The 19,015-nt window shown below is 68.8% G+C and carries 18 protein-coding genes and 2 pseudogenes; 15 read left to right on the top strand and 5 right to left on the bottom strand.

The window, feature by feature from the left end; genetic code table 11:
* The first annotated feature begins 7 nt into the window (after positions 1–7).
* The 3 genes and pseudogenes from AB0J16_RS55035 to AB0J16_RS55025 form a co-directional block, all read left to right on the top strand.
* Positions 8–367 carry a metalloregulator ArsR/SmtB family transcription factor gene (locus tag AB0J16_RS55035; protein WP_358555909.1) on the top strand — a complete coding sequence of 120 codons (360 nt, stop codon included), beginning with the start codon at positions 8–10 and terminating at the stop codon, positions 365–367.
* Positions 364–981, top strand: a complete 618-nt coding sequence (locus AB0J16_RS55030; RefSeq protein WP_358555906.1) for an SRPBCC family protein — start codon at positions 364–366, stop codon at positions 979–981. Before AB0J16_RS55035 ends, AB0J16_RS55030 begins: the two co-directional genes overlap by 4 nt.
* A 153-nt stretch (positions 982–1,134) precedes the next feature.
* Positions 1,135–1,464 (top strand): annotated as a pseudogene (locus AB0J16_RS55025) (DUF4326 domain-containing protein); the annotation flags it as partial.
* A 57-nt stretch (positions 1,465–1,521) separates the two neighbouring features.
* On the opposite strand, the gene AB0J16_RS55020 reads toward AB0J16_RS55025, so the two are convergent.
* The gene (locus tag AB0J16_RS55020) at positions 1,522–2,469 is read right to left on the bottom strand and encodes a zinc-binding alcohol dehydrogenase family protein (RefSeq protein ID WP_358555903.1); all 948 of its coding nucleotides are present in this window, start codon (positions 2,467–2,469) and stop codon (positions 1,522–1,524) included.
* A 91-nt stretch (positions 2,470–2,560) separates the two neighbouring features.
* On the opposite strand from AB0J16_RS55020, the gene AB0J16_RS55015 reads away from it, so the two are divergent.
* From AB0J16_RS55015 to AB0J16_RS55000, 4 genes are all read left to right on the top strand, one after another.
* Entirely contained in the window at positions 2,561–3,037 is a 477-nt protein-coding gene (locus tag AB0J16_RS55015) for a MarR family transcriptional regulator (RefSeq protein ID WP_358555900.1), read from the top strand.
* 337 nt (positions 3,038–3,374) lie between these two features.
* On the top strand, positions 3,375–4,049 hold the full coding sequence (locus AB0J16_RS55010) for a hypothetical protein (RefSeq protein ID WP_358555897.1): 675 nt from the start codon (positions 3,375–3,377) through the stop codon (positions 4,047–4,049).
* Positions 4,050–4,088: 39 nt separating this feature from the next.
* Positions 4,089–5,219 (top strand): histidine kinase, encoded by a 1,131-nt coding sequence (locus AB0J16_RS55005; protein ID WP_358555894.1) that lies wholly within the window; start codon positions 4,089–4,091, stop codon positions 5,217–5,219.
* Entirely contained in the window at positions 5,216–5,857 is a 642-nt protein-coding gene (locus AB0J16_RS55000) for a response regulator transcription factor (RefSeq protein WP_358555891.1), read from the top strand. Before AB0J16_RS55005 ends, AB0J16_RS55000 begins: the two co-directional genes overlap by 4 nt.
* A gap of 70 nt (positions 5,858–5,927) precedes the next feature.
* Here the strand turns inward: AB0J16_RS55000 and AB0J16_RS54995 are convergent, their stop codons facing one another.
* Positions 5,928–7,034, bottom strand: a complete 1,107-nt coding sequence (locus AB0J16_RS54995) for an SWIM zinc finger family protein (protein WP_358555888.1) — start codon at positions 7,032–7,034, stop codon at positions 5,928–5,930.
* A gap of 137 nt (positions 7,035–7,171) precedes the next feature.
* On the opposite strand from AB0J16_RS54995, the gene AB0J16_RS54990 reads away from it, so the two are divergent.
* The gene (locus AB0J16_RS54990; RefSeq protein ID WP_358555885.1) at positions 7,172–8,386 is read left to right on the top strand and encodes a transposase; all 1,215 of its coding nucleotides are present in this window, start codon (positions 7,172–7,174) and stop codon (positions 8,384–8,386) included.
* Here the strand turns inward: AB0J16_RS54990 and AB0J16_RS54985 are convergent.
* Entirely contained in the window at positions 8,369–11,209 is a 2,841-nt protein-coding gene (locus AB0J16_RS54985) for an SNF2-related protein (RefSeq protein WP_358556044.1), read from the bottom strand. The genes AB0J16_RS54990 and AB0J16_RS54985 overlap by 18 nt on opposite strands.
* 111 nt (positions 11,210–11,320) lie before the next feature.
* On the opposite strand from AB0J16_RS54985, the gene AB0J16_RS54980 reads away from it, so the two are divergent.
* Genes AB0J16_RS54980 through AB0J16_RS54970 form a run of 3 tightly spaced genes read left to right on the top strand, consistent with a single transcriptional unit; the run spans position 11,321 to position 13,645 of the window.
* A complete protein-coding gene (locus AB0J16_RS54980) occupies positions 11,321–11,938 on the top strand; it encodes a DedA family protein (protein ID WP_358555882.1) in 618 nt (205 codons plus the stop codon).
* Positions 11,922–13,010 (top strand): histidine kinase, encoded by a 1,089-nt coding sequence (locus AB0J16_RS54975; protein ID WP_358555879.1) that lies wholly within the window; start codon positions 11,922–11,924, stop codon positions 13,008–13,010. The genes AB0J16_RS54980 and AB0J16_RS54975 overlap by 17 nt, the downstream gene beginning before the upstream one ends.
* On the top strand, positions 13,001–13,645 hold the full coding sequence (locus tag AB0J16_RS54970; RefSeq protein WP_358555876.1) for a response regulator transcription factor: 645 nt from the start codon (positions 13,001–13,003) through the stop codon (positions 13,643–13,645). Before AB0J16_RS54975 ends, AB0J16_RS54970 begins: the two co-directional genes overlap by 10 nt.
* Positions 13,646–13,680: 35 nt before the next feature.
* Here the strand turns inward: AB0J16_RS54970 and AB0J16_RS54965 are convergent, their stop codons facing one another.
* Complete coding sequence (locus AB0J16_RS54965) at positions 13,681–14,007, bottom strand: hypothetical protein (protein WP_358555873.1); 327 nt, start codon at positions 14,005–14,007, stop codon at positions 13,681–13,683.
* A gap of 223 nt (positions 14,008–14,230) precedes the next feature.
* Between AB0J16_RS54965 and AB0J16_RS54960 the strand changes: the two are divergent.
* Positions 14,231–15,184: pseudogene (locus tag AB0J16_RS54960) on the top strand (sigma-70 family RNA polymerase sigma factor); the annotation flags it as partial.
* A gap of 278 nt (positions 15,185–15,462) precedes the next feature.
* On the opposite strand, the gene AB0J16_RS54955 reads toward AB0J16_RS54960, so the two are convergent.
* Positions 15,463–16,464, bottom strand: coding sequence for a magnesium and cobalt transport protein CorA (locus AB0J16_RS54955; RefSeq protein WP_358555870.1), 1,002 nt, complete (start codon positions 16,462–16,464; stop codon positions 15,463–15,465).
* A 256-nt stretch (positions 16,465–16,720) separates the two neighbouring features.
* Between AB0J16_RS54955 and AB0J16_RS54950 the strand changes: the two genes are divergently transcribed.
* From AB0J16_RS54950 to AB0J16_RS54940, 3 genes are all read left to right on the top strand, one after another.
* Positions 16,721–17,047, top strand: coding sequence for a multidrug efflux SMR transporter (locus AB0J16_RS54950; protein WP_358555867.1), 327 nt, complete (start codon positions 16,721–16,723; stop codon positions 17,045–17,047).
* A 56-nt stretch (positions 17,048–17,103) separates the two neighbouring features.
* On the top strand, positions 17,104–17,694 hold the full coding sequence (locus tag AB0J16_RS54945; RefSeq protein ID WP_358555864.1) for a TetR family transcriptional regulator: 591 nt from the start codon (positions 17,104–17,106) through the stop codon (positions 17,692–17,694).
* A 676-nt stretch (positions 17,695–18,370) separates the two neighbouring features.
* Positions 18,371–19,015: reverse transcriptase domain-containing protein (locus AB0J16_RS54940; protein ID WP_358555861.1), on the top strand; the 645-nt coding region annotated here is incomplete at its 3' end.

Raw genomic sequence — 19,015 nt, 5'->3', positions numbered from 1 at the left:
CCGTCATGTGCATGCATTCGACGTCCTCGGCGACCCGGTCCGGCGCCGGATCCTGGAACTGCTGGCCGATGGCGAGCTGAGCTCCGGCGAGGTCACCGCGGTCATCCAGAGCGAGCACGGCATCTCCCAACCGGCCGTCTCACAGCATCTGCGGGTGCTGCGGGACAACGGGTTCGCCAGCGTGCGAGCCGAGGGCACCCGGCGGCTCTACGCCGTCGAGCCCGGGCCGCTGCGGGAGGTCGACCTCTGGCTGGAACGCTTTCGCGGGTTCTGGGAGCAGCGGCTGGACGCGCTGGCCACCGAGCTGGCTCGGGGCAAGCGGGAACGCCGCGCTCCCGGCCCATCATCGAGAAACGAGCACACATGATCGACATCATCAAGCAGATCGAATACGTCCACCGGCAACTGGAAGACGGCGACGAGCTCAAGACCGTCGTGCTGCGCCGCCACTACGACGCCGACATCGAGGACTTGTGGGACGCCTGCACGTCCGCGGAGCGCATCAGCCGCTGGTTCCTGCCCGTCAAGGGGGACCTTCAGCTCGGCGGCCACTACCAGCTCGAAGGCAACGCCGGTGGAGAGGTCCTGGAGTGCGAGCCGCCGCACCGCTTCAAGGTCTCCTGGATCTTCGGCGACGCCCCCGGGCTCTCCGAGGTCGAGGTACGGCTGTCGGCCGACGGCGCCGAGCGCACGCTGTTCGAGCTCCGGCACACCGCCGCCGCGCCGCCCGAGTTCTGGGACCGGTTCGGACCGGGCGCCGTGGGCGTCGGCTGGGACCAGGGGCTGCTCGGCCTGGCCCTCCACCTGGCGGGCGAATCCATCGGCGATCCGATCGCCTGGCAGGGAAGCGAGGAGGGCCGTACCTACAGCAAGACGTGCAGCCGGTTGTGGGGGGAGGCTCACGAGGCGGCGGGCGCCCCCGCCGACCAGGCGAAGGCCGCCGCCGACAACACCAGCGCCGCCTACGCCCCGCCAGCCTGAGCATCCCTTCCCGCGCGACGGGGGTACGACGTAGGGCATGCCGTGGCACTTCGTTCCGCTTGACTTCTGAGTCTTGCCGCATCGTCGCGATCTGTGAGCAGGTGCGCCAGTGTCTTCAGCGCTCTGGAGCCCATCGTCGATCCGAGGTGGGGGATGACTCCGGTTCGGATTCGGCGGCGCCGTGCCCCTGGTTGGCGGAAGCCGGCCGGTGCGGTGATCGTTGACCGTACCTCGCGGTGGGGCAATCCCTTCACGGTGGCGGACGCGCTCGCGGACGGCATCGCCGATGACGAGCATGCCGCCCACGAGCTATGTGCCCAGCGGTATCGGTCGTGGATTCTTGGCTCGATTCCGGGGGACTCGGACGTGCTCCAGGTAGGCAATCGTCGGTTCGATCGACGATGGATACGCGAACACCTTCACGAACTGCGCGGTCGGTCGCTGTGCTGCCCTTGCCCCGAGGGCGAGGCGTGCCATGGCGAGGTCCTTCTGGAGCTTGCCAGTGCGGCGCCTCCGCCGGCCGGCTTATGGTCGGGCGGGTCAGGCGATGCGGACGATGCTCTTGCCGTGGATGTCACCATTGGCCAGCCGTTCGATGGCGGTATCGAGGTCGGCCATCTCATACTCGGCGGTGACGTCCACGCGGACCGTGTGGTCGGCCAGCAGTCGCAGTGCCTGGGTGGCGCTGTCGGCCAAGCGTTGCGGGTGGGTCTGGCTGAGGAGGTTGCTGTTGTAGGTCAGGGCTGACCTTCCGCTCATGAGCAGGTCGTTGGTGTTGATCTCGACAGGTTCGAAGGTGGCGATGTTGCCATAGATCGTCAGGCGGCCGTGCGGCGCGAGCCGCTCCAGGCTGGCCAGACGGGTCGGCCCGCCGATGGGATCCAGGATCACATCGAACCGCTCGTCGGCGAGGGCGCCGGGGAAGTCCTCGCGTGTCACCAGCAGGTCGTAGCCGAAGCGCGTGGCGTAGTCGGCCTGGGCGGTGCCGCCGACCACTCCCACGATGCGGGCGGCTCCGGCGGCCTTGGCGAACTGGGCCGCGAGCGTGCCGACGCCCCCCGCCGCCGCATGGATGAGCACGCTGTCACCGGGACGTACCCGGCCGACGGTGTTGATCAGGTCGTAGGCGGTCGGGGTGGCCCAGCCGAACCCGGCGGCCGTCCGAGGGTCCACGCCGGCGGCGTCGAAGGCGAGGAGGTCTGGCGCCACCACGACCTCGGCGTATGCCCCCGCGCTGGTCAGGGCGGTCACGCGCTGCCCGACACGGCCCGCGTCCACGCCTTCGCCGACCGCGACGACGCGGCCGGCGGCCTCGAAGCCGGGCACGAAGGGGCGCGGCACGGGGAAGTGGCCGCTGCGGACGAGCACATCGCCGTACTGGATTCCGGCGTATTGCACCCGGATCGCGACCTGCCCCGCAGCGGGGATGGGCTCGTCGATGTCGGCGAGGGCGAACCGGTCGTCGGCGTCGAAAATCACGGCCTTCATCGTTACAGCTCCCTGTGTTGACTCAGTATCCTGATACCGAGAAACCTTACGAATATCAGGTACCTGAGTCAACACAGGGAGCTGTTGATTAATGACCGATGTCCCCGCCGAGGAATACCTCTGTACGCGCATCCGCCGCACCGAGCAGGCTCTGATGGCTCACCATGAGGCCGTTCTGCGCGGCTATGGCCTCACCATGACGCAGTACACCGTGTTGCTGACACTGTCGCGCGAGGACGGCAGGTCCGGTGCGCAACTCGCCCGCTCCTGTGGCGTCACACAGCAGACCATGGCCTCTGTCCTGACCGGCCTCCAGAACAAGGAACTCATCGTCCGCGAGGCCTCGCCCGTACATTCCAAGGTCCTCATCGCCTCGCTGACCGAACAGGGTCGGCGCGTGCTGGACGGTGCTTATCGAGAGGTCATCGTGCTGGAGCGCGCACTCGGCGCGGCTTTCACCCCGGCCGAGCGCGACGCGTTGTGCGCGCTCCTCGAACGCGCCACCACGATCCTGATCCAGCAGACGCCCGGCGCCGAGTCCCGGGCCCCGGCCACCTCGTCCGGATGAGCTTCGTCAGCTCACCAGCACCGACAGGTCGCGTTCCGGTGGGCGCTCGCCCTCCCACCCGGCCCGCAGGAGTGCCCCGGCTCTGGCCAGGTCCTTCTCGGGCGGGGTCCAGGGCACTCGGGAGTGCTCCAACTAAAGAGACGCCTGCTGTATCGATTGACGGATGTGATCGCGCCATCTGTGATCCAGGGTGGTCGTCATGCCGCAAGCAGACCAGACTGCCCGACCGGGCAGCACATGGAAGACCCCTGCTCTCCTTCAGCACAATGCCTGGCTTCCAGGACGGATCATCGGAGGAGTGGCGCTTGTCCTTGCCCCTCTCGTATGGTCGGCCGGGTTGCTTCTGCGGTACCTGGCGCTGAACTCGGGAGCCTTTACCCCCGAGCAGTTGGCGGAGTTCGACAGGCAGCCGTTCGCCGCGCCGTCTCAGTTGGCCGCGTACGTGGAAAACCCCACGCTGGTCACCGCCGGCTACGCGTGCTTCGCCCTCGGCGCCATCCTGCTGTGTCCCGCGGTCATCACGCTCGCCCGGATCGTCGCCGCGAGATCTCCGTGGTCCGCCCTCGTGGGCGGCACGCTCCTCGTCCTGGGCCTCTTCTCTCGCCTGTACTGGGCGGGCGTCGATCAGACAGCCTTCCAGATGATCGGGCAGCTGGGCCTTGAACAGACGACCAAGGTCGTGATGAACACGTATGTGGACGTCTCTTATGGACCGTGGAGGGTTCCCGTCACGGCTGCCTTCTGCCTGTACATCGGAACGCTTGTGCTGGCCATCGGGGCCTACCGGTCGGGCACGTTCGGTGTGGGGCGTCTCCTGCTGTTCCTCTGGGCGGGAACACTGTGGACCGGCCATCTCAAGGCGAGCACCTTCCTCGACGTCGTCTCGACGGGCCTCCTGTGTCTGGTACTGGTGCCGCTCGGCATCCAGGTGCTGCGCAAGGCCGTCCCCGAATTGGCAACCGAACGACTCCCCACCCCCGACCGCAAGCCCCTGCGACTGGTGAGCTGGTGAGATGCGTGCACACCGGATACGGCTGTCTAGGCTGACCGAGTGAGGATCGAGGGGATACGTCATCGGCTGGTGGCGGCAGCGCTTCCCGCCGCCGCCTTCTGCGCCGCCTTCGTGCCGGGCTCAGAACCGGACATCTTCTTCGGCCTCGCCTCGGTGCCCTCGTACGTCCAAGGCGCGGCGGTCGGTCTCCTGGCCGCCGTCGCGGCTTGGGCGGTACCGCGGCGGCTCTGGCCGCTGTTGCTCGTCGTAGCCGTCGACTCGGTGGCGCGGTCGCCTGGGTTCCTGCTGTCCGTGGCGTCCTATGTCGCGGCGACCACGTATCGGCGGCCCCTGCACCTGACGGTCTTCACGGTGGCCGCGAGCCTTCTGGCGGTGTTGCCCCGGCCCGGCGCCGACATTCTTTCCGCTCTGGGCGGCGCGCCGCTGTTCGTCTGGTTTCCGCTGGTGATCGGGTTGTGGGTGGGCGCGCGCCGGCAGGTGGTGGCCGGGCTGCGTGAGCGCGCCGAACGGCTGGAGCGGGAGCAGGCCGCCCGTACCGAGCAGGCTCGCGCGCAGGAACGTGCCCGTATCGCGCGGGACATGCACGACGTGGTGGCGCACCGGGTATCCCTGATGGTCCTGCGGGCGGGGGCACTGGAAATCAACGCTGTGGACGAGAAGATCGCGGCGGAGGCGGAACTCATCCGGATCACGGGCAAGGAAGCCCTCGAGCAACTGCGAGCCGTTCTCGGGATCCTCGCCGAAGTTCCCCGGCGACGGCCGATGATCGAGGAGGAAGCCCTCGAACCTCAGCCGACGCTGGCCGATCTCGACTGGCTGCTCCATCAGTCACGTTCTGTCGGCGTGCCTGTGGAACGGCGCGATGAGGGGACGACGCGGGAGGTGCCTGTCATCGTGCAGCAGACCGCCTACCGGATGGTGCAGGAGGCCCTCACCAACATCCACAAGCATGCGGGCATGGCTGCCACCCAGGTCGTGGTGCGCTACCTGCCTTCGGCGCTGGAGGTCACCATCAAGAACTCCGTTCCATCAGATGACACGCCGACGATGCCCGGCAGCGGGCTCGGCCTGATCAGCCTGAGAGAGCGCATCGAACTGCTGGGCGGCGGGTTCACCGCCGGACGGGAGCCGGACGGCGGTTTCCTTGTGTCAGCGAGGCTGCCCACGTGATCCGGGTGCTTGTCGTCGACGACGAGGCCCTGGTGCGGACCGGGCTGCGCATGATCCTGGAGGCCGCCCACGACATCGAGGTGGTCGCCGAGGCGGAGAACGGGGTGGAGGCGGTGACCGCGGTCGCGCGCCACTGGCCGCACGTCGTGCTCATGGACGTACAGATGCCCCGCATGGATGGCGTGGCCGCGCTCAAGGAGCTCAACCGTTCCCCGAACCCGCCGAAGGTGGTCATGCTCACCACCTTCGACCGCGACGAGTACGTCTACAGCGCCCTGCGCGCCAAGGCCGCGGGATTCCTGCTGAAGGACACCGCGCCCCGTGACCTGATCGCTGCCGTCCGCACGGTGGCCGACGGCAGCGCCATGCTCGCGCCGTCGGTGACCAAGCGGATGATCGACGCCTTCGCCGGGCAGCAGGCACCAGACGTCGGCGCCGCGCGCGAACGTCTGGCCGCCCTCACCGAGCGCGAACGGCAGGTCGTCCAGGCAGTGGCCCGAGGGCTGGCCAACGCCGAGATCGCCCGCGAACTCAACATGAGCGAGACTACGGTCAAGGCCCATGTCAGCCGCTCACTCGCCAAACTGGGGCTGGCCAACCGGGTGCAGATCGCCCTCCTCGTCCGCGATGCCGGCTAGGCCGACGCCATGGTCGCGTGGACCTGGCGCCGCGGCTTCGGCGCGCGGCCTCCAGCCAAGCGTGGGCTCGCTAGCCCACCAGCGCCGACGGGTCGCGTTCCGGTGGGCCGGCGGGCCACCACTGGCCGTCGCGGTCGGTGAAGGGGTACCAGCGGCCGTCGCGGCCGTAACGCAGTTGCCGGGCGCCGATGGTCCAGCGGTTGCGCCAGGCCTCGACCTCCGGCGGGCGCTCGCCCTCCCAGCCGGCCCGCAGGAGTGCCCCGGCTCTGGCCAGGTCCTTCTTGGGCGGGGTCCAGGCCGTTTCGAGCGCCTCCAGCCCGTCGGCGCCGCCGTACCGCCAGGCCTGTACGGCCGCCTCCAGGCCGAGGTCGAGGTCGTGGGCGGCGGCCAGGCGTACCCGGTCCTGGTATTCGGTCAGTACGGCCAGCCGCCCGGTGAGCAGCAGCTCTCGGGCCCGGTCGGCGGCCGAGGCGGCGAGCACCTCCAGGGCGGCCACGTCGACCCCGGGCACGGGCTCCAGCTCGAGCGGCGCGTACGCGATGTCGAGCGGCGGCGGCCCCGGCAACGGCGGCACGCCCAGGCTGAACGCCACCGCGGCGGGCGTACCGGTCTCGGCCGGGGCTGGGACGTCGCGGCCCTGGAGCGCCTCGATCAGCTCCTGCTCGCCCCGGCCGCGCATGAGCAGCAGCACGAACGGATCGGCGTCGAGCAGCCACGACGCCTGGTAACACAGGGCGGCGGCGTGCTTGCAGGGGTGGCCCCAGTCGGGGCAGGTGCACTCCGGTTCGAGGTCGCCGACCGTCGGCAGCAGCGGGACTCCGGCGTCCTCGGCGGCCTCGACCAGGTCGTGCGGCATGTCGCGGTCGAGCAGCGCCGCGATGTGCCCCGCCTTGGCGGCGACCTGGTCGAGGAAGCGCTCCCAGTCGGGGGCGGCGAGCTGTTCGACGTGGACGACGGTGTCGTACTCGCTCTCGGTGACGGCGGCGATGCGGCCCGGGCTGACCGTGATGGGGCCGACCTGGCCACTCTTGGCGTAGGTGCGGCCTTTGCGCAGGAGCGTGTGGTCGAGGGAGGTGTCCTCCATGGCCTGGATCCAGGCCCGGCCCCACCAGGAGGTGGCGAAGCGGGCGCCGGCCTGTTGCGCGGGGAACGCGGGGAATCCTCTGACAGCGTTCATCTGCATGGTGACGCGGAGGCCCGGTCCTTCAGGGCTGGGAGGAAGCGCCACCCCTCCTTTCGAAAACAGAATGGAAAGGCTCGGTCACGTTCGGTAATATGTGCGGTGAGTGAGGCCGCTGTGACAGGAGGTGCGCGATGGCGATCCGCCGCTCCACCACCAAACGCCACGGCCTGCCCACGATCGTGCAACTGCGGCTCACACCCACGCCCGCCCAGGCTGAGGCGCTGGCCGCGGCGGTGCAGGTGTGCAACCAGGCGGCCACCCTCGTCTCCCGGCTGGCCTGGCAGCACCGCGTCTTCACCGTGCTGGAGCTGCATCGGCTGGCCTATTACGAGGTGCGCGGGCAGGTGGCTGGGCTGGGTGCGCAAGCGGCCGTGCGGGCGATCGCCAGGGTCGCCGGCGCCTACGCCAACCGGCGCGCCAGCAAGAAACGCGCCCACATCTTCCGCCCGCACGGCGCCGTCCCCTACGACGCCCGGCTGATGAGCTTCAACCGGGACGCCCGCACAGTGTCGCTGTGGACCCCCACCGGCCGCGTCACCCTCCCCTACACCGGCCGACCAGAAGACCTCAAAGCCATCGACACGCTGCCGCTCGGCGAGGCCGACCTGATCTACCGGCGCGGCATGTGGCTGCTGCAGATCGCCCTCACCCTGCCCAAGCCGGTGGTGCGTGAGCCGGTCGGCGGCTTTCTTGGGGTGGATCAAGGGGTGGCGAACCTGGCGGTCACCTCCGACCGGGCGGTACTGCCTGGGCCGGTCGGCGGTAACGGCCACGTCCGCACCCTGCGCGAACGGCGGCACCGTCAGCGCCGACGGTTGCAGAAGAAGGGCACGTCTGCGGCGCGGCGGGTGCTGCGCCGTCTGTCCGGTCGTGAGCACCGGATGATGACCGACCTCAACCACCAAATCAGCAAATATGTGGTGCGTGAAGCCGAACGCACCGGCCGCGGTCTCGCCCTGGAAGATCTGCAGGGCATCCGCAGCCGGGTAAGGGCTCACCGGCTCCAGCGACGCACCCTGCACAGCTGGGCCTTCGCCCAGCAGATTACCTTCACCCGCTACAAAGCCGCCCGAGCCGGAGTCGCCTTCGTCCTGGTCGACCCCGCCTACACCTCGCAGATCTGCCCTGACTGCGGGTATGCCAGCAGGGCGACCCGGCCGGCGCGGGGCCGGTTCGTCTGCACAAGGTGCGGCCTCGCTGGGCACGCCGACCACATCGCAGCCCGCAACATCGCCACACGCGGCATAGCGGGCTGGGCTGTCATCAACCAGCCACACGCTACCGGCCTCCCTTCCGCCAGACGGGACCGCGAGAGCAAACCACCAGCTTCAACCGGTGGTAGTTGATCTCAGCTCCACCAGTGCGGCCAGTTCCGCGTCGGTCAGTTCGGTGAAAGCGGCGTCGCCTCCGGCCAGTACGGCATCGGCCAGCGAGCGCTTGGCCGCCAGCATCTCGGCGATGCGGTCCTCGATCGTGCCCTCCGCGATCAGCCGGTGCACCTGGACGGGTTTGTCCTGGCCGATGCGGTAGGCGCGGTCGGTGGCCTGGTCCTCGACGGCCGGGTTCCACCAGCGGTCGTAGTGGATGACGTGGTCGGCGCGGGTGAGGTTCAGGCCGGTGCCGGCCGCCTTGAGCGAAAGCAGGAACACCGGCGCCGCCCCCTTCTGGAAGCGCCGCACCATCTCCTCCCGTTTCGGCACCGAGGTGCCGCCGTGCAGGAACTGGGTGGCCACGCCCCGATCGGTCAGGTGCCGGTCGAGCAGCCGCGCCATGGCCACGTACTGGGTGAAGACCAGCACCGCGCCGTCCTCGGCGACAATGGTGTCGACGAGTTCGTCGAGCAGTTCGAGCTTGCCGGACCGGCCGGTCAGCCTGGGCGCGGCCTCGTGCAGGTAATGGGCCGGGTGGTTGCAGATCTGCTTGAGCCCGGTCAGCAGCTTGACGATCAGGCCGCGCCTGGCCATGCCCTGGGCGCTCTCGATCTGCCGCATGCTCTCCCGGACCACCGCCTCGTACAGTCCGGCCTGCTCGGTGCTCAGCGCCACCGGTCGGTCGGTCTCGGTCTTGGGCGGCAATTCGGGCGCGATGCCGGGATCGGACTTGCGGCGCCGCAGCAGGAACGGCCCCACGAGCCTGGCCAGCCGCTCGGCCGCCACGGTGTCGCCGGACTCGACCGGTTTGGCCCAGCGCGAGCGGAACCTGCCCAGCGAGCCGAGCAGCCCCGGCGTCGTCCAGTCGAGGATGGCCCACAGCTCCGCGAGGTTGTTCTCCACCGGGGTGCCGGTCAGCGCGACGCGGGCGGCCGCGGGGATCTCGCGCAGCGCCTTGGCCGTACCGGATGAGGGGTTCTTGACGTGCTGTGCCTCGTCGGCCACCAGCAGCCCCCACGGGTGCTCGGCGAGCCGCGCCGCATCCATCCGCATGGTGCCATATGTCGTCAGTACGAAGCCCTCATCAGCCAATGTCCGGCTATTTCCATGAAATCGGCGGACAGGGACGCCCGGTGCGAACCTGGAGATCTCCCGCTCCCAGTTCCCCAGCAGCGAGGCGGGGCAGACGACCAGCGTGGGACCACCGCCCCGGTGCAAGTGCAGGGCGATCAGGGTGATCGTCTTGCCCAGGCCCATGTCGTCGGCCAGGCAGGCGCCGAGCCCGAGCGAGGTCATCCTGGCCAGCCAGCGCAGGCCCTGCAGCTGGTAGTCACGCAGCCGCGCGTCCAGACCGGCGGGCACGGTGATCTCCTCGGGCTCCGACAGCCGGTCGCGCAGCTCCCGCAGCCAGGCGCTCGGCTCGATCGGCACCTGCTCGCCGTCGACCTCCACGGTGCCGGTCAGCGCGGCGCCGAGGGCGTCGAGGCCGCTCAGCGGCTTGAGATCGCGCTGGCGGGCCTTGCGGGCCAGGTCCGGCTCAATGAGCACCCACTGGTCGCGCAGTCGTACGACGGGCCGGTGCGCCTCGGCGAGCCGGTCCATCTCGGCCGCGGTCAGCCGCTCGCCGCCCAGGGCGAGCTGCCAGTCGAAGCTGGTCAGGTGATGGCCGCCGAGGAAGGACGGCAGGTCGGACGGAGCACTGTCGCGCTCGCCGACGACGGCGCGGGCGCTCAGGCCGCGTACGAGCTCCCGTGGCCAGTGGACCTCGACACCGGCCGCGCCCAGGCGCTCCGCGGCCCCGGCCAGCAGGTCCTCCACGTCCTCGCCGGACAGGGTCAGCTCGTCGGGGACGGCGCTGTCGAGCAGGCGTTCCAGCCGGGCCCAGGCGCGGGCGGCCCGCCTGATGGCCAGCGTGGCGTCGATCCTGGCACGGGGGCCGAACCCCGGGTCGGTGCCCGCCCACAGGTCGGCGGCGTCCACCACCAGGGACGGATCGGCCAGGCTGTGCAGCTGGACCACCGCCCGGAACTCCGCCTGCTCCAGGCTGTCGGCCTCCAGACGCAGCGACAGGCGTACACCGGAGTCCAGCCCCGCCGACACCTCGTCGGCCCAGGCACGCAGCCGGGGCACTTTGACCGGTTTGACGGCCGCGAACGCCGAGGTGCCGGTGGCGCGGACGGCGCCGGGGGAGCGCGGCATCGCGTCGGCCACCGCGTCCAGGAAAGCGCGCACCAGCGACTCCGCGTCCCTCAGCCGCACCTCTGTCGCACCGCGTCCGTGGCGTTGCCGCGACTCGGCGTCGCTCGACGTCGCTGCTCCCGCGTCATGTCCGTCGCCTTGGAGCGACTCGGCGGCCGTTGGGCGCGATGTGCTGCTTTGGACGGCCCGGTCTTCGAGAGGTACGGACCGTGCGGCCGCGGGCATGGCGTCGGCCAGCTCCCGGATCCGCTGGACATCGCCCGCGTCGAACGGCCCCGCCCGCCACGAGTCGAAGTCGCCCGCCGAAACCCCCGGCAGGATCCGCCCCCTGGCGACCAGTTGCAGCGCGACCAGCGCCACCGCGCCCCAGAACCGTGCCGCCGGATCGGCGCCCGCGTCGCTCCTGGCCCTGGCCAGCACGGCTACGGCGTCGGCGACCGGAACGCGGGTGGCCCGGGCCTCCAGAACCCGCAGCTCACCGTCGTGCTCCTCGACCACGGTCACCGTGGCGTCCCCGTCCGGGTCGAGGAAGGCCATCCGCCCCTCTCTGGGTGGATCGCCGGGCTCGAAGACGACCGCCTGCCGTACCAGATCCGTCATTGGGCTCACGGCCGTACAGTGTACGGTACGAATCACCCTGTGGTTTACCACAGCCCAGATCTGCCGCCCACCTCATTACCGCCACTTTGGATCTTGATTAGCCTCTACAACATGACTGAATGGCTCATCGCGCTGATGGAGACTCTGGGCGCCCCTGGGGCGGGCCTGGCGATCGCGCTGGAAAACCTGTTCCCGCCCCTGCCCAGCGAGGTGATCCTGCCGCTGGCGGGTTTTACCGCCAGCAGGGGCGAGATGGACCTGCTCGAGGTGCTGATGTGGACCACGGCGGGGTCGGTGTCCGGCGCGCTGGCGCTCTATTGGGTGGGCGCGCTGCTCGGCCGCCGCCGCACACTGGCCATCGCCGCCAAGCTGCCACTGGTGAAGATCTCCGACATCGAGAAGACCGAGGCGTGGTTCCTCAAGCACGGCAAGAAGACGGTCTTTTTCGGGCGGATGATCCCCATCTTCCGCAGCCTGATCTCCATCCCGGCGGGGGTGGAGCGGATGCCGCTGCTCACGTTCACCCTGCTGACGACCGTCGGCAGCCTCATCTGGAACACCGTGTTCGTGCTCGCCGGCTACTACCTGGGCGAAAACTGGTCATTGGTGGAGGCATACGTGGGAGTCGGCACCAACGTCGTGATCGGCGTGGTCGTGCTGGCGGTGCTCGTGTTCATCGGCGTGCGAGTGGCCGAGCGGCGCAAGGGGCGGCATGCGTCCCGTCGCTGAGGGCCTGCGACTGCTGGCGGCGGTGTCGCTGGGCGCCGCCACCGCCCTGGTCGACGTGGTGTTCCTGGTGGTGGCGCTGCCCTTCCTGGGCACTCCCAACACGCGGGCGGCGGCCGGGCGGCTGGTCCTGCTGGAGACACGGCGCCTGCGCCTGGACGCGACGGAGTTCGACGTGGGCGGGCGGGCCCCGCGCTATCTGGCCCTCCGCGCTCCGGCGGGCCTGCTGGGCGGGCTGGTCGTGGGGCTGCTCCTGCTCGGGGTGGTGATGGTCGGCCGGCTCGCCTGGGCCTGGGCGAGCGGCGACACCTTCGACGGCATCGCACCCACTCTGCCGATCCTGCTCTATTTCACCCTGGCCGGGATCCTGCTGCTCTTCCTGAACCTGTCGGGCCTGGTGGGCGTGTACTCACTCGAACGTCGGCTGGCCCAGCGCGTGCTCGGACCCGACCCGACAGAGAGACTCGAGCGCAGGATCGTCGAGCTGGCCGAGAGCCGGGCCGGGATCGTGGCGGCGGTCGACTCCGAGCGCCGCCGGATCGAACGCGACCTGCACGACGGCCTCCAGCAGCGCCTGGTCGCCCTGTCGATGTTGATCGGCCGATCCCGGCGCGGCCGTCCCGAGCTGCTCAACCAGGCTCATGAGGAAGCGCAGCAGGCGCTGGCCGAGCTGCGCGAGGTGGCCTGGCGGGTCTACCCGAGCGGCCTGGACTCCCTCGGCCTCGGCGAGGCGCTGGCGGGGGTGGCCGAGCGATCGAGCGTGCCGGTCAAGGTGTCCTGCGAGCTGGCCGCGCGCCCGCCGATGGGGGTGGAGACGGCCGCCTATTTCGTCGTCTGCGAGGCGGTGACCAACGCCGCCAAGCACGCGGGAGCCACGCTCATCACCGTTGACGTGCACCGGGAGGGCACAATGATCATCGTGCGGGTCGAAGATGACGGCCGGGGCGGCGCGACCGCCTCGGGAAGCGGGCTGTCGGGCCTGTCGCGCCGGGTGGCGGCACTCGACGGCAGGTTCGAGCTGGCCAGCCCGGCGGGCGGCCCGACGACGATCGTGGCGGAGCTGCCGTGCGGGTGATCCTGGCCGAGGACTCGACGCTGCTGCGCGAGGGCCTGCTGCGACTGCTCGTGGAGGAGGGCCACGAGGTGCCCGCCGCCGTGGGCGACGGTCCCGCCCTGGTCGAAGCGGTGGCCGCGCACGAGCCCGACATCGTGGTGGTCGACGTACGGATGCCGCCCACCCACACCGACGAGGGCCTGCGCGCCGCACTGGAGATCAGGCGCCGCTGGCCCGCCGTCAAGGTCCTGGTCCTTTCGCAGTACGTGGAGAAGAAGTACGCCACGGAGCTGATGAGCGGTGACGTGGAAGGCGTCGGCTACCTGCTCAAAGACCGGGTGGCACAGGTAGCCGACTTCCTCGACGCACTCGACCGGGTGGGCGCCGGGGGAGCGGCGTTCGATCCCGAGGTCGTACGCCAACTGCTGGCTCGCACCACCCAGCTCGATCCGCTGGCCCGGCTCACCCCTCGGGAGCGAGACGTGCTCGAACGCATGGCCCAGGGCCTGACGAACGCCTCGATCGCCCAGGCCATGCACGTGTCACAGAGTGCTGTGGAGAAGCACGTCAATTCGCTGTTCGACAAGCTCGGCCTGTCTCACCACACCGGCTACAGCCGCCGCGTGCTGGCCGTGCTGCGCTTCCTGGAATCGTGACCCGACTTCCGACTCGTTCCCGGCCGGCTGAACATCTAGCGATCTTTATAGACGACCCCTGGGTCGGAGGTGGTCACCACCGCGCCGGCGTACGAGCCGATCAGGCTGGCCTCCTCGCGGGTGACGTTGCCGGCCAGCCGGTTGCCGAGCTCGCGCTGGAACTCCTCGAAGGAGGCCAGCTCAGGCAGGCCTTCGCCGTTCACGACATGGACGAAGGTGACTCCGTCGGCCAGCCGGAAGCTGGTGTATCGCAGCCCGGCCGGCGCCGCGGCGGCCAGCTCGGCGAAGACGTTCTCGATCAGTCGCTGGTTTGCCTCGGCCGATTCCGGCTTGGTCTGGTAGCGGATCACTGCTGAGCTCATCAGGCTCTCCTCGATCGGTTCGCTGTCACTGGTATGGACAACCCGGGCGCCGGACACTAATCGCCGCGATGAGCCGGGGCCTTCGCCGTTGTCAGTACTTGTGACAGCGACTTTCTGGAGGACCTCTCGTGAGCTGCAAGAGTCGGACGACCGTCGAGCTGCGCTGGGTGCGACGTAGCGTCGTACCCGGCGCTCCGAGTGCTCGGCCGGAGCCAGCCGAGGAGCCGGTGTGAACCTGGAGGACGAGTTCGCGCGATACCGAAGTGAGCTGGTCGCGCACTGCTACCGGATGCTCGGCTCGCCGCACGACGCAGAGGACGTACTACAGGAGACATACCTGCGCGCCTGGAAGGGATTCGCGGAGTTCGAGCAGCGTTCGTCGGTCAAGACGTGGCTCTACAGGATCGCCACACGGCTCTGCCTGAACGCCTTGCGGCACAGCAGTCGCCGCCTGGTGCCCTCAGCGCTGGGTGCTCCTGGCACCGATCCGGACGATGTGGATGCGCCGGCGCTGGAGACGAGCTGGCTGGAGCCGTTCCCGGATCACCTGCTGAGCACTGACCCTGCTCTGGTCGTCGGGGCTCGGCAGAGCCTGAGGCTGGCGATGGTCGCCGCGTTGCAGCACCTCCCGCCGCGACAGCGCGCGGTCCTGATTCTCCGTGATGTCCTTGCCTGGCAGGCGTCGGAGGTGGCCGCGCTGCTCGACACGACAACTGCGGCGGTCAACAGCTCGCTCCAGCGCGCGCGTGCGGAGCTCGCCAAGGTCACACCAGCCGAAGAGCAGTTCAGCGAGCCGGATGAGCCCGGGCGCCGTGCTCTGCTCGACCAGTACGCCAAAGCCTTCGAGCAGGCGGATCTGGTCGCTCTGGAAGGCCTCCTGACTCAGGACATCAGGTGGGAGATGCCCCCGATCCCGACCTGGTTCCACGGCCGCGAGAACGTACTTCGCCTGCTCGCGGCGAAGGTGGCTCCTGGCGAGGGGTTGCGGATCATGGTGGAGACCTCGGCGAACGGCCAGCCCGCGTTCGCCCTGTACGGCCGCGGTCGCGACGGTGGCTTTCACGCGCGCTATTTGCAGGTGCTGACGCTGACCAAGGCGGGAGTCTCCTCAGTGCTCGCATTCCACCGGGCCGACCTGTTCCCCTCCTTCGGCCTGCCGATCGACCGCCCTGCCTAGGATGCGTTTCTCGCTGCGGATGCGGGCACGCTCGCGCCGTTGGGCGGACCCGCACCTCGGGATGACGGGCATCGCTGCGACCTGGTTGCCAACCCCTCGCCTCTACGCCGATAGACGATGCCGGGCCGCGGAGACCTCGCCCGTCGCACCGGCTGGGCGCCCTGCTCAGGGCACAGAACCGGAGCCGCGGGGGTCGAGCAGGATGATGATGGTCAGCAAGACGATTCAGGCGAGAACCGCGGCCATGAGGAGCCTGCCCAGCGAGAAGCTGGCGGGTTTCACAGCCACCCGCTCTTGCGCAGCAACCGGTGGACGATGAACGTGGCGATGACCATGAGGCTCAGGCTGAGCGGGTAGCCGAGCAGCCAGTGCAGCTCGGGCATGTGGTCGAAGTTCATGCCATAGATCCCGGCGATCATGGTCGGGACGGCGATGAGGGCCGCCCACGAGGAGATCTTGCGCATGTCGATGTTCTGCTGAATGGCCGCCGCGCTCTGCTCCCGGCTCACCAGGGCCAGGTGCGCGCTCAGGGCGCTGGTGAGCAGTTCGTTGTGCTCGTCGACCTGGGCGTCCACGCGGAGCAGGTGGTCCAGGACATCACGGAATTGGTCGCGGACGGCGGTGCACAACTCCACCCGGCCTTTGACGATCTCCTCCAGCACCGGCACCAGCGGATCTTGGGCGGTGCGGAACTCCAGCACCTCGCGCTTGAGGGAGTAGATGTCTTCGGTGACATCGGCCTGCTCGCCGCTGAAGACACGTCGCTCCAGGACGATGAGGTCGTGTTCGATCTCGTGGGAGATCTGTGAGTAGGTGTCCACGACCTGGTCGCAGATCGCGTAGAGCACCCCGGAGGGTCCGGCGGCCAGCAGTTCGGGATCGGATTCGATGCGCCGGCGCACCCCGGTCAGAGGATTGGCCTGGCCGTGGCGGACGCTGATGACGAAGTCGCTCCCCAGGAACAGGTTGATCTCGCCGACCTCGATGTCAGAGCTCTCCTCCACGTACAGCAGCGGCTTGAGCACCACGAACAGGGTGTCGTCATAGCGTTCGAGCTTGGGCCGCTGGTGGGCGTGGATGGCGTCTTCCACGGCCAGCGGATGCAGCTTCACCTCGCGGGTGATGAGGTCGAACTCCTCCTGGGTGGGCTCGTGCAGGCCGATCCACAAGAAGCAGTCGCCCCTGGCTCGGGCGTCACCAAAGGCGTCACTGATGTCGCCGCTGATGGTCTCGCGGACGCCATTGCAGTAGATCGCTTTGTCCACAATCACATCAGGCATTCTGACCTATCCCCACTACCCTCCCAACTTCTTCGCCGAGCCCCGGGGCCTGCCCTACGGTTATCGCCGCTCTCAGGCGCGTGAGGGCGTGCCCGGGTCTGCTAGCAGGACAGAGCCCACCTCGACGCACCACGCCGACCTCCCTGATGACGAGCTCCTTCCGGCAGCCCTTCTCCTGCCTTGCTCTGATGGAAGGCCGCCGCCGAGTTTCCTGTACGTTTGTACATGTACAAACGTACAGGAAAGGTGTCTGATCATGGTGATGTACGTGTTCCTGGCGTTGGCGATCGCGGCGGAGGTGGTAGCCACCAGCCTGCTGAAGAGCACGGAAGGGTTCACCCGGCTGTGGCCGACAGTGGCCTGCCTGGCCGGCTATGCGGTGTCGTTCGTGGCCCTGGCGCAGGGGATCGCGCGAGGGTTGCAGATCGGAGTGGCCTACGCGGTGTGGGCCGGGCTGGGCACGGCGCTGATCGTGATGATCGGAGTAGTGCTCCTGGGTGAGCCGATCTCGGCGACCAAGGTGCTCGGAGTCGCGCTGGTGATCGCCGGAGTGGTCACGCTGAACCTGGGAGGGGCGCATTGAGCGACTCCGAGAGGGGCGTTGGGCGCGACTCCGGGCGGGGTACGTCGCGCGAGTCCGTGCGAGGTACCTCGCGCGAGTCCGGGAGGAGCGCGTCGAGCCGCCGTGATCCGTCCGGCCGCCGTCGCGCCATCGTCGAGGCCGCCGCCGGACTCATCGCCGGGGAAGGCGTCAGCGGCCTCACCCACCGCAAGGTCGCCGCGGCCGCCGAGGTCCCCCTGGGCTCTACCACCTACTACTTCACCGACTTGGCCGACCTCGTCCAAGCGGCTCTGGAACACATCGCCGCCCTGTCTCGCCAGGGCCTGGAGGAGATGGCCCGTGACCTGCGGGAGGCCACGGACCTGGCCGCCGCCCTGGCCGAGCTCACCACCGCCTACCTCGCCGAGCCCCAGCGCCACCGCATCCAAGACGAGCTGTATCTGGCCGCCAGCCACCGGCCCGAACTCCGGCCCGCCGCCCGCCTGTGGTTCGACGGCCTGACCGACCTGCTCGCCCCCCGCACCGGCCAGGCCACCGCCCAGGCCATCGCGGCCTTCATTGACGGCGTCCTCCTCCACGCTCTCATCCACGACCGGCCCCTCGACACCTCCACCCTCACCACCGCCCTGTCCGCCCTCATCGGCACCAGCGACCACGCACCCCGATAGAGGACGAGAGACAGGGGCCGCGGCACCGCCGGTGAAGACCACATGGGCCTGGAGGCGGTAGACAACGGTGCGGCCCCTGCGGATATCGGGATTGGATTCCTATCGCGGTGACATGGACCGGACAATAATGTGTTCGATTGTGAGGCTGGTGGTGCAGGTGAATTGCGCCCGTGTGGTGCTGATAAGGGTATTTCGAAGGGAGTCCTACTAGTGGCGATGTAGTGGAGGCGACCGGCTAACCCGAGGGGGAAACCCCGGAGGGACAAGAGCATGCCGGGCCAGCCCTGTGAGCCGAAGATGGCGTAGGCGAGATGCAGGGTGCGCCAGGCCACCTATGGTCAAGGCCTTACTGTCTGAACCCAAGTGCAGTTGGGGTCGCACCACCTCCCCAGGTTGCCATCTGACACCAGGGGCCCGTGATCGCGATACGAGTTTTACCAGTAGCGCGAAGCCACTTCACGGGGACAACCGCAAGCGGCGGGTGAAAGCACGGAATGGGGACCTAAGGGTGGACAAACGCCTTATCAGGACAACTCGGGGATCGCCTAAGGCTGGTAACGGCTAAGGTGACGGAGCCGCCGTAGTACCCGCCCCGATCGGGATACGGCCACTTAATCAGTGGCGAAGGGAAAGGGCGGCAGGTAATGGAGCGTCAAGTGGGAAGGGGTTCGGCCGGATGGTCGGAGCAGACCTCAAACGACTGGGCGTAATCGCACATCTCAACCGGGACCCGTCATGGGTCAACAAGGATCTCTACCGCCTCATGTACTGCGAGGACTTGTACCTTGCTGCCTATGAGAGGCTGAAGAGCAAGCCCGGGAACATGACGCCTGGCATTGATGGATCAACTCTCGACGGCTTCTCAAGGGAAACCATCAGGAGGATCACGGACGCCATGCGTAACGAGAGCTTCCGGTTCTCCCCCGCCAGAAGGGTGGAGATCCCTAAGGCCAACGGCAAGACCAGGCCGCTTGGGATCGCCTCTCCGACTGAAAAGGTCGTACAGGAAGTAGTCAGAATGGTGCTGGAGGCGATCTATGAGTCGACCGAAGGCCCGACGTTCCTGGAGTCCTCCCATGGGTTCCGGCCGGAACGCAGCTGCCACACGGCTCTGAAGGAGATCAAGAAGGTTTGGACGGGGATCCGATGGTTCATCGAAGGGGATATCTCATCCTTCTTCGACAACATCGATCATGACATCCTCATTCGACTGCTCCGCAGGCGTATCAGTGACGAGCGCTTCCTGAACCTGATCAGAAAGGCGCTGAAAGCCGGGGTCCTTACTGGACTTGGGCTGGAGGCCACCAGGATCGGGTCGCCG

This window comes from Nonomuraea sp. NPDC049750 (assembly GCF_040659625.1).
In the GTDB taxonomy this organism is placed as follows: Bacteria; Actinomycetota; Actinomycetes; order Streptosporangiales; family Streptosporangiaceae; genus Nonomuraea.
Note: the sequence above shows the minus strand (reverse complement) of the source record. Positions and strands in the feature narration are given on the sequence as shown.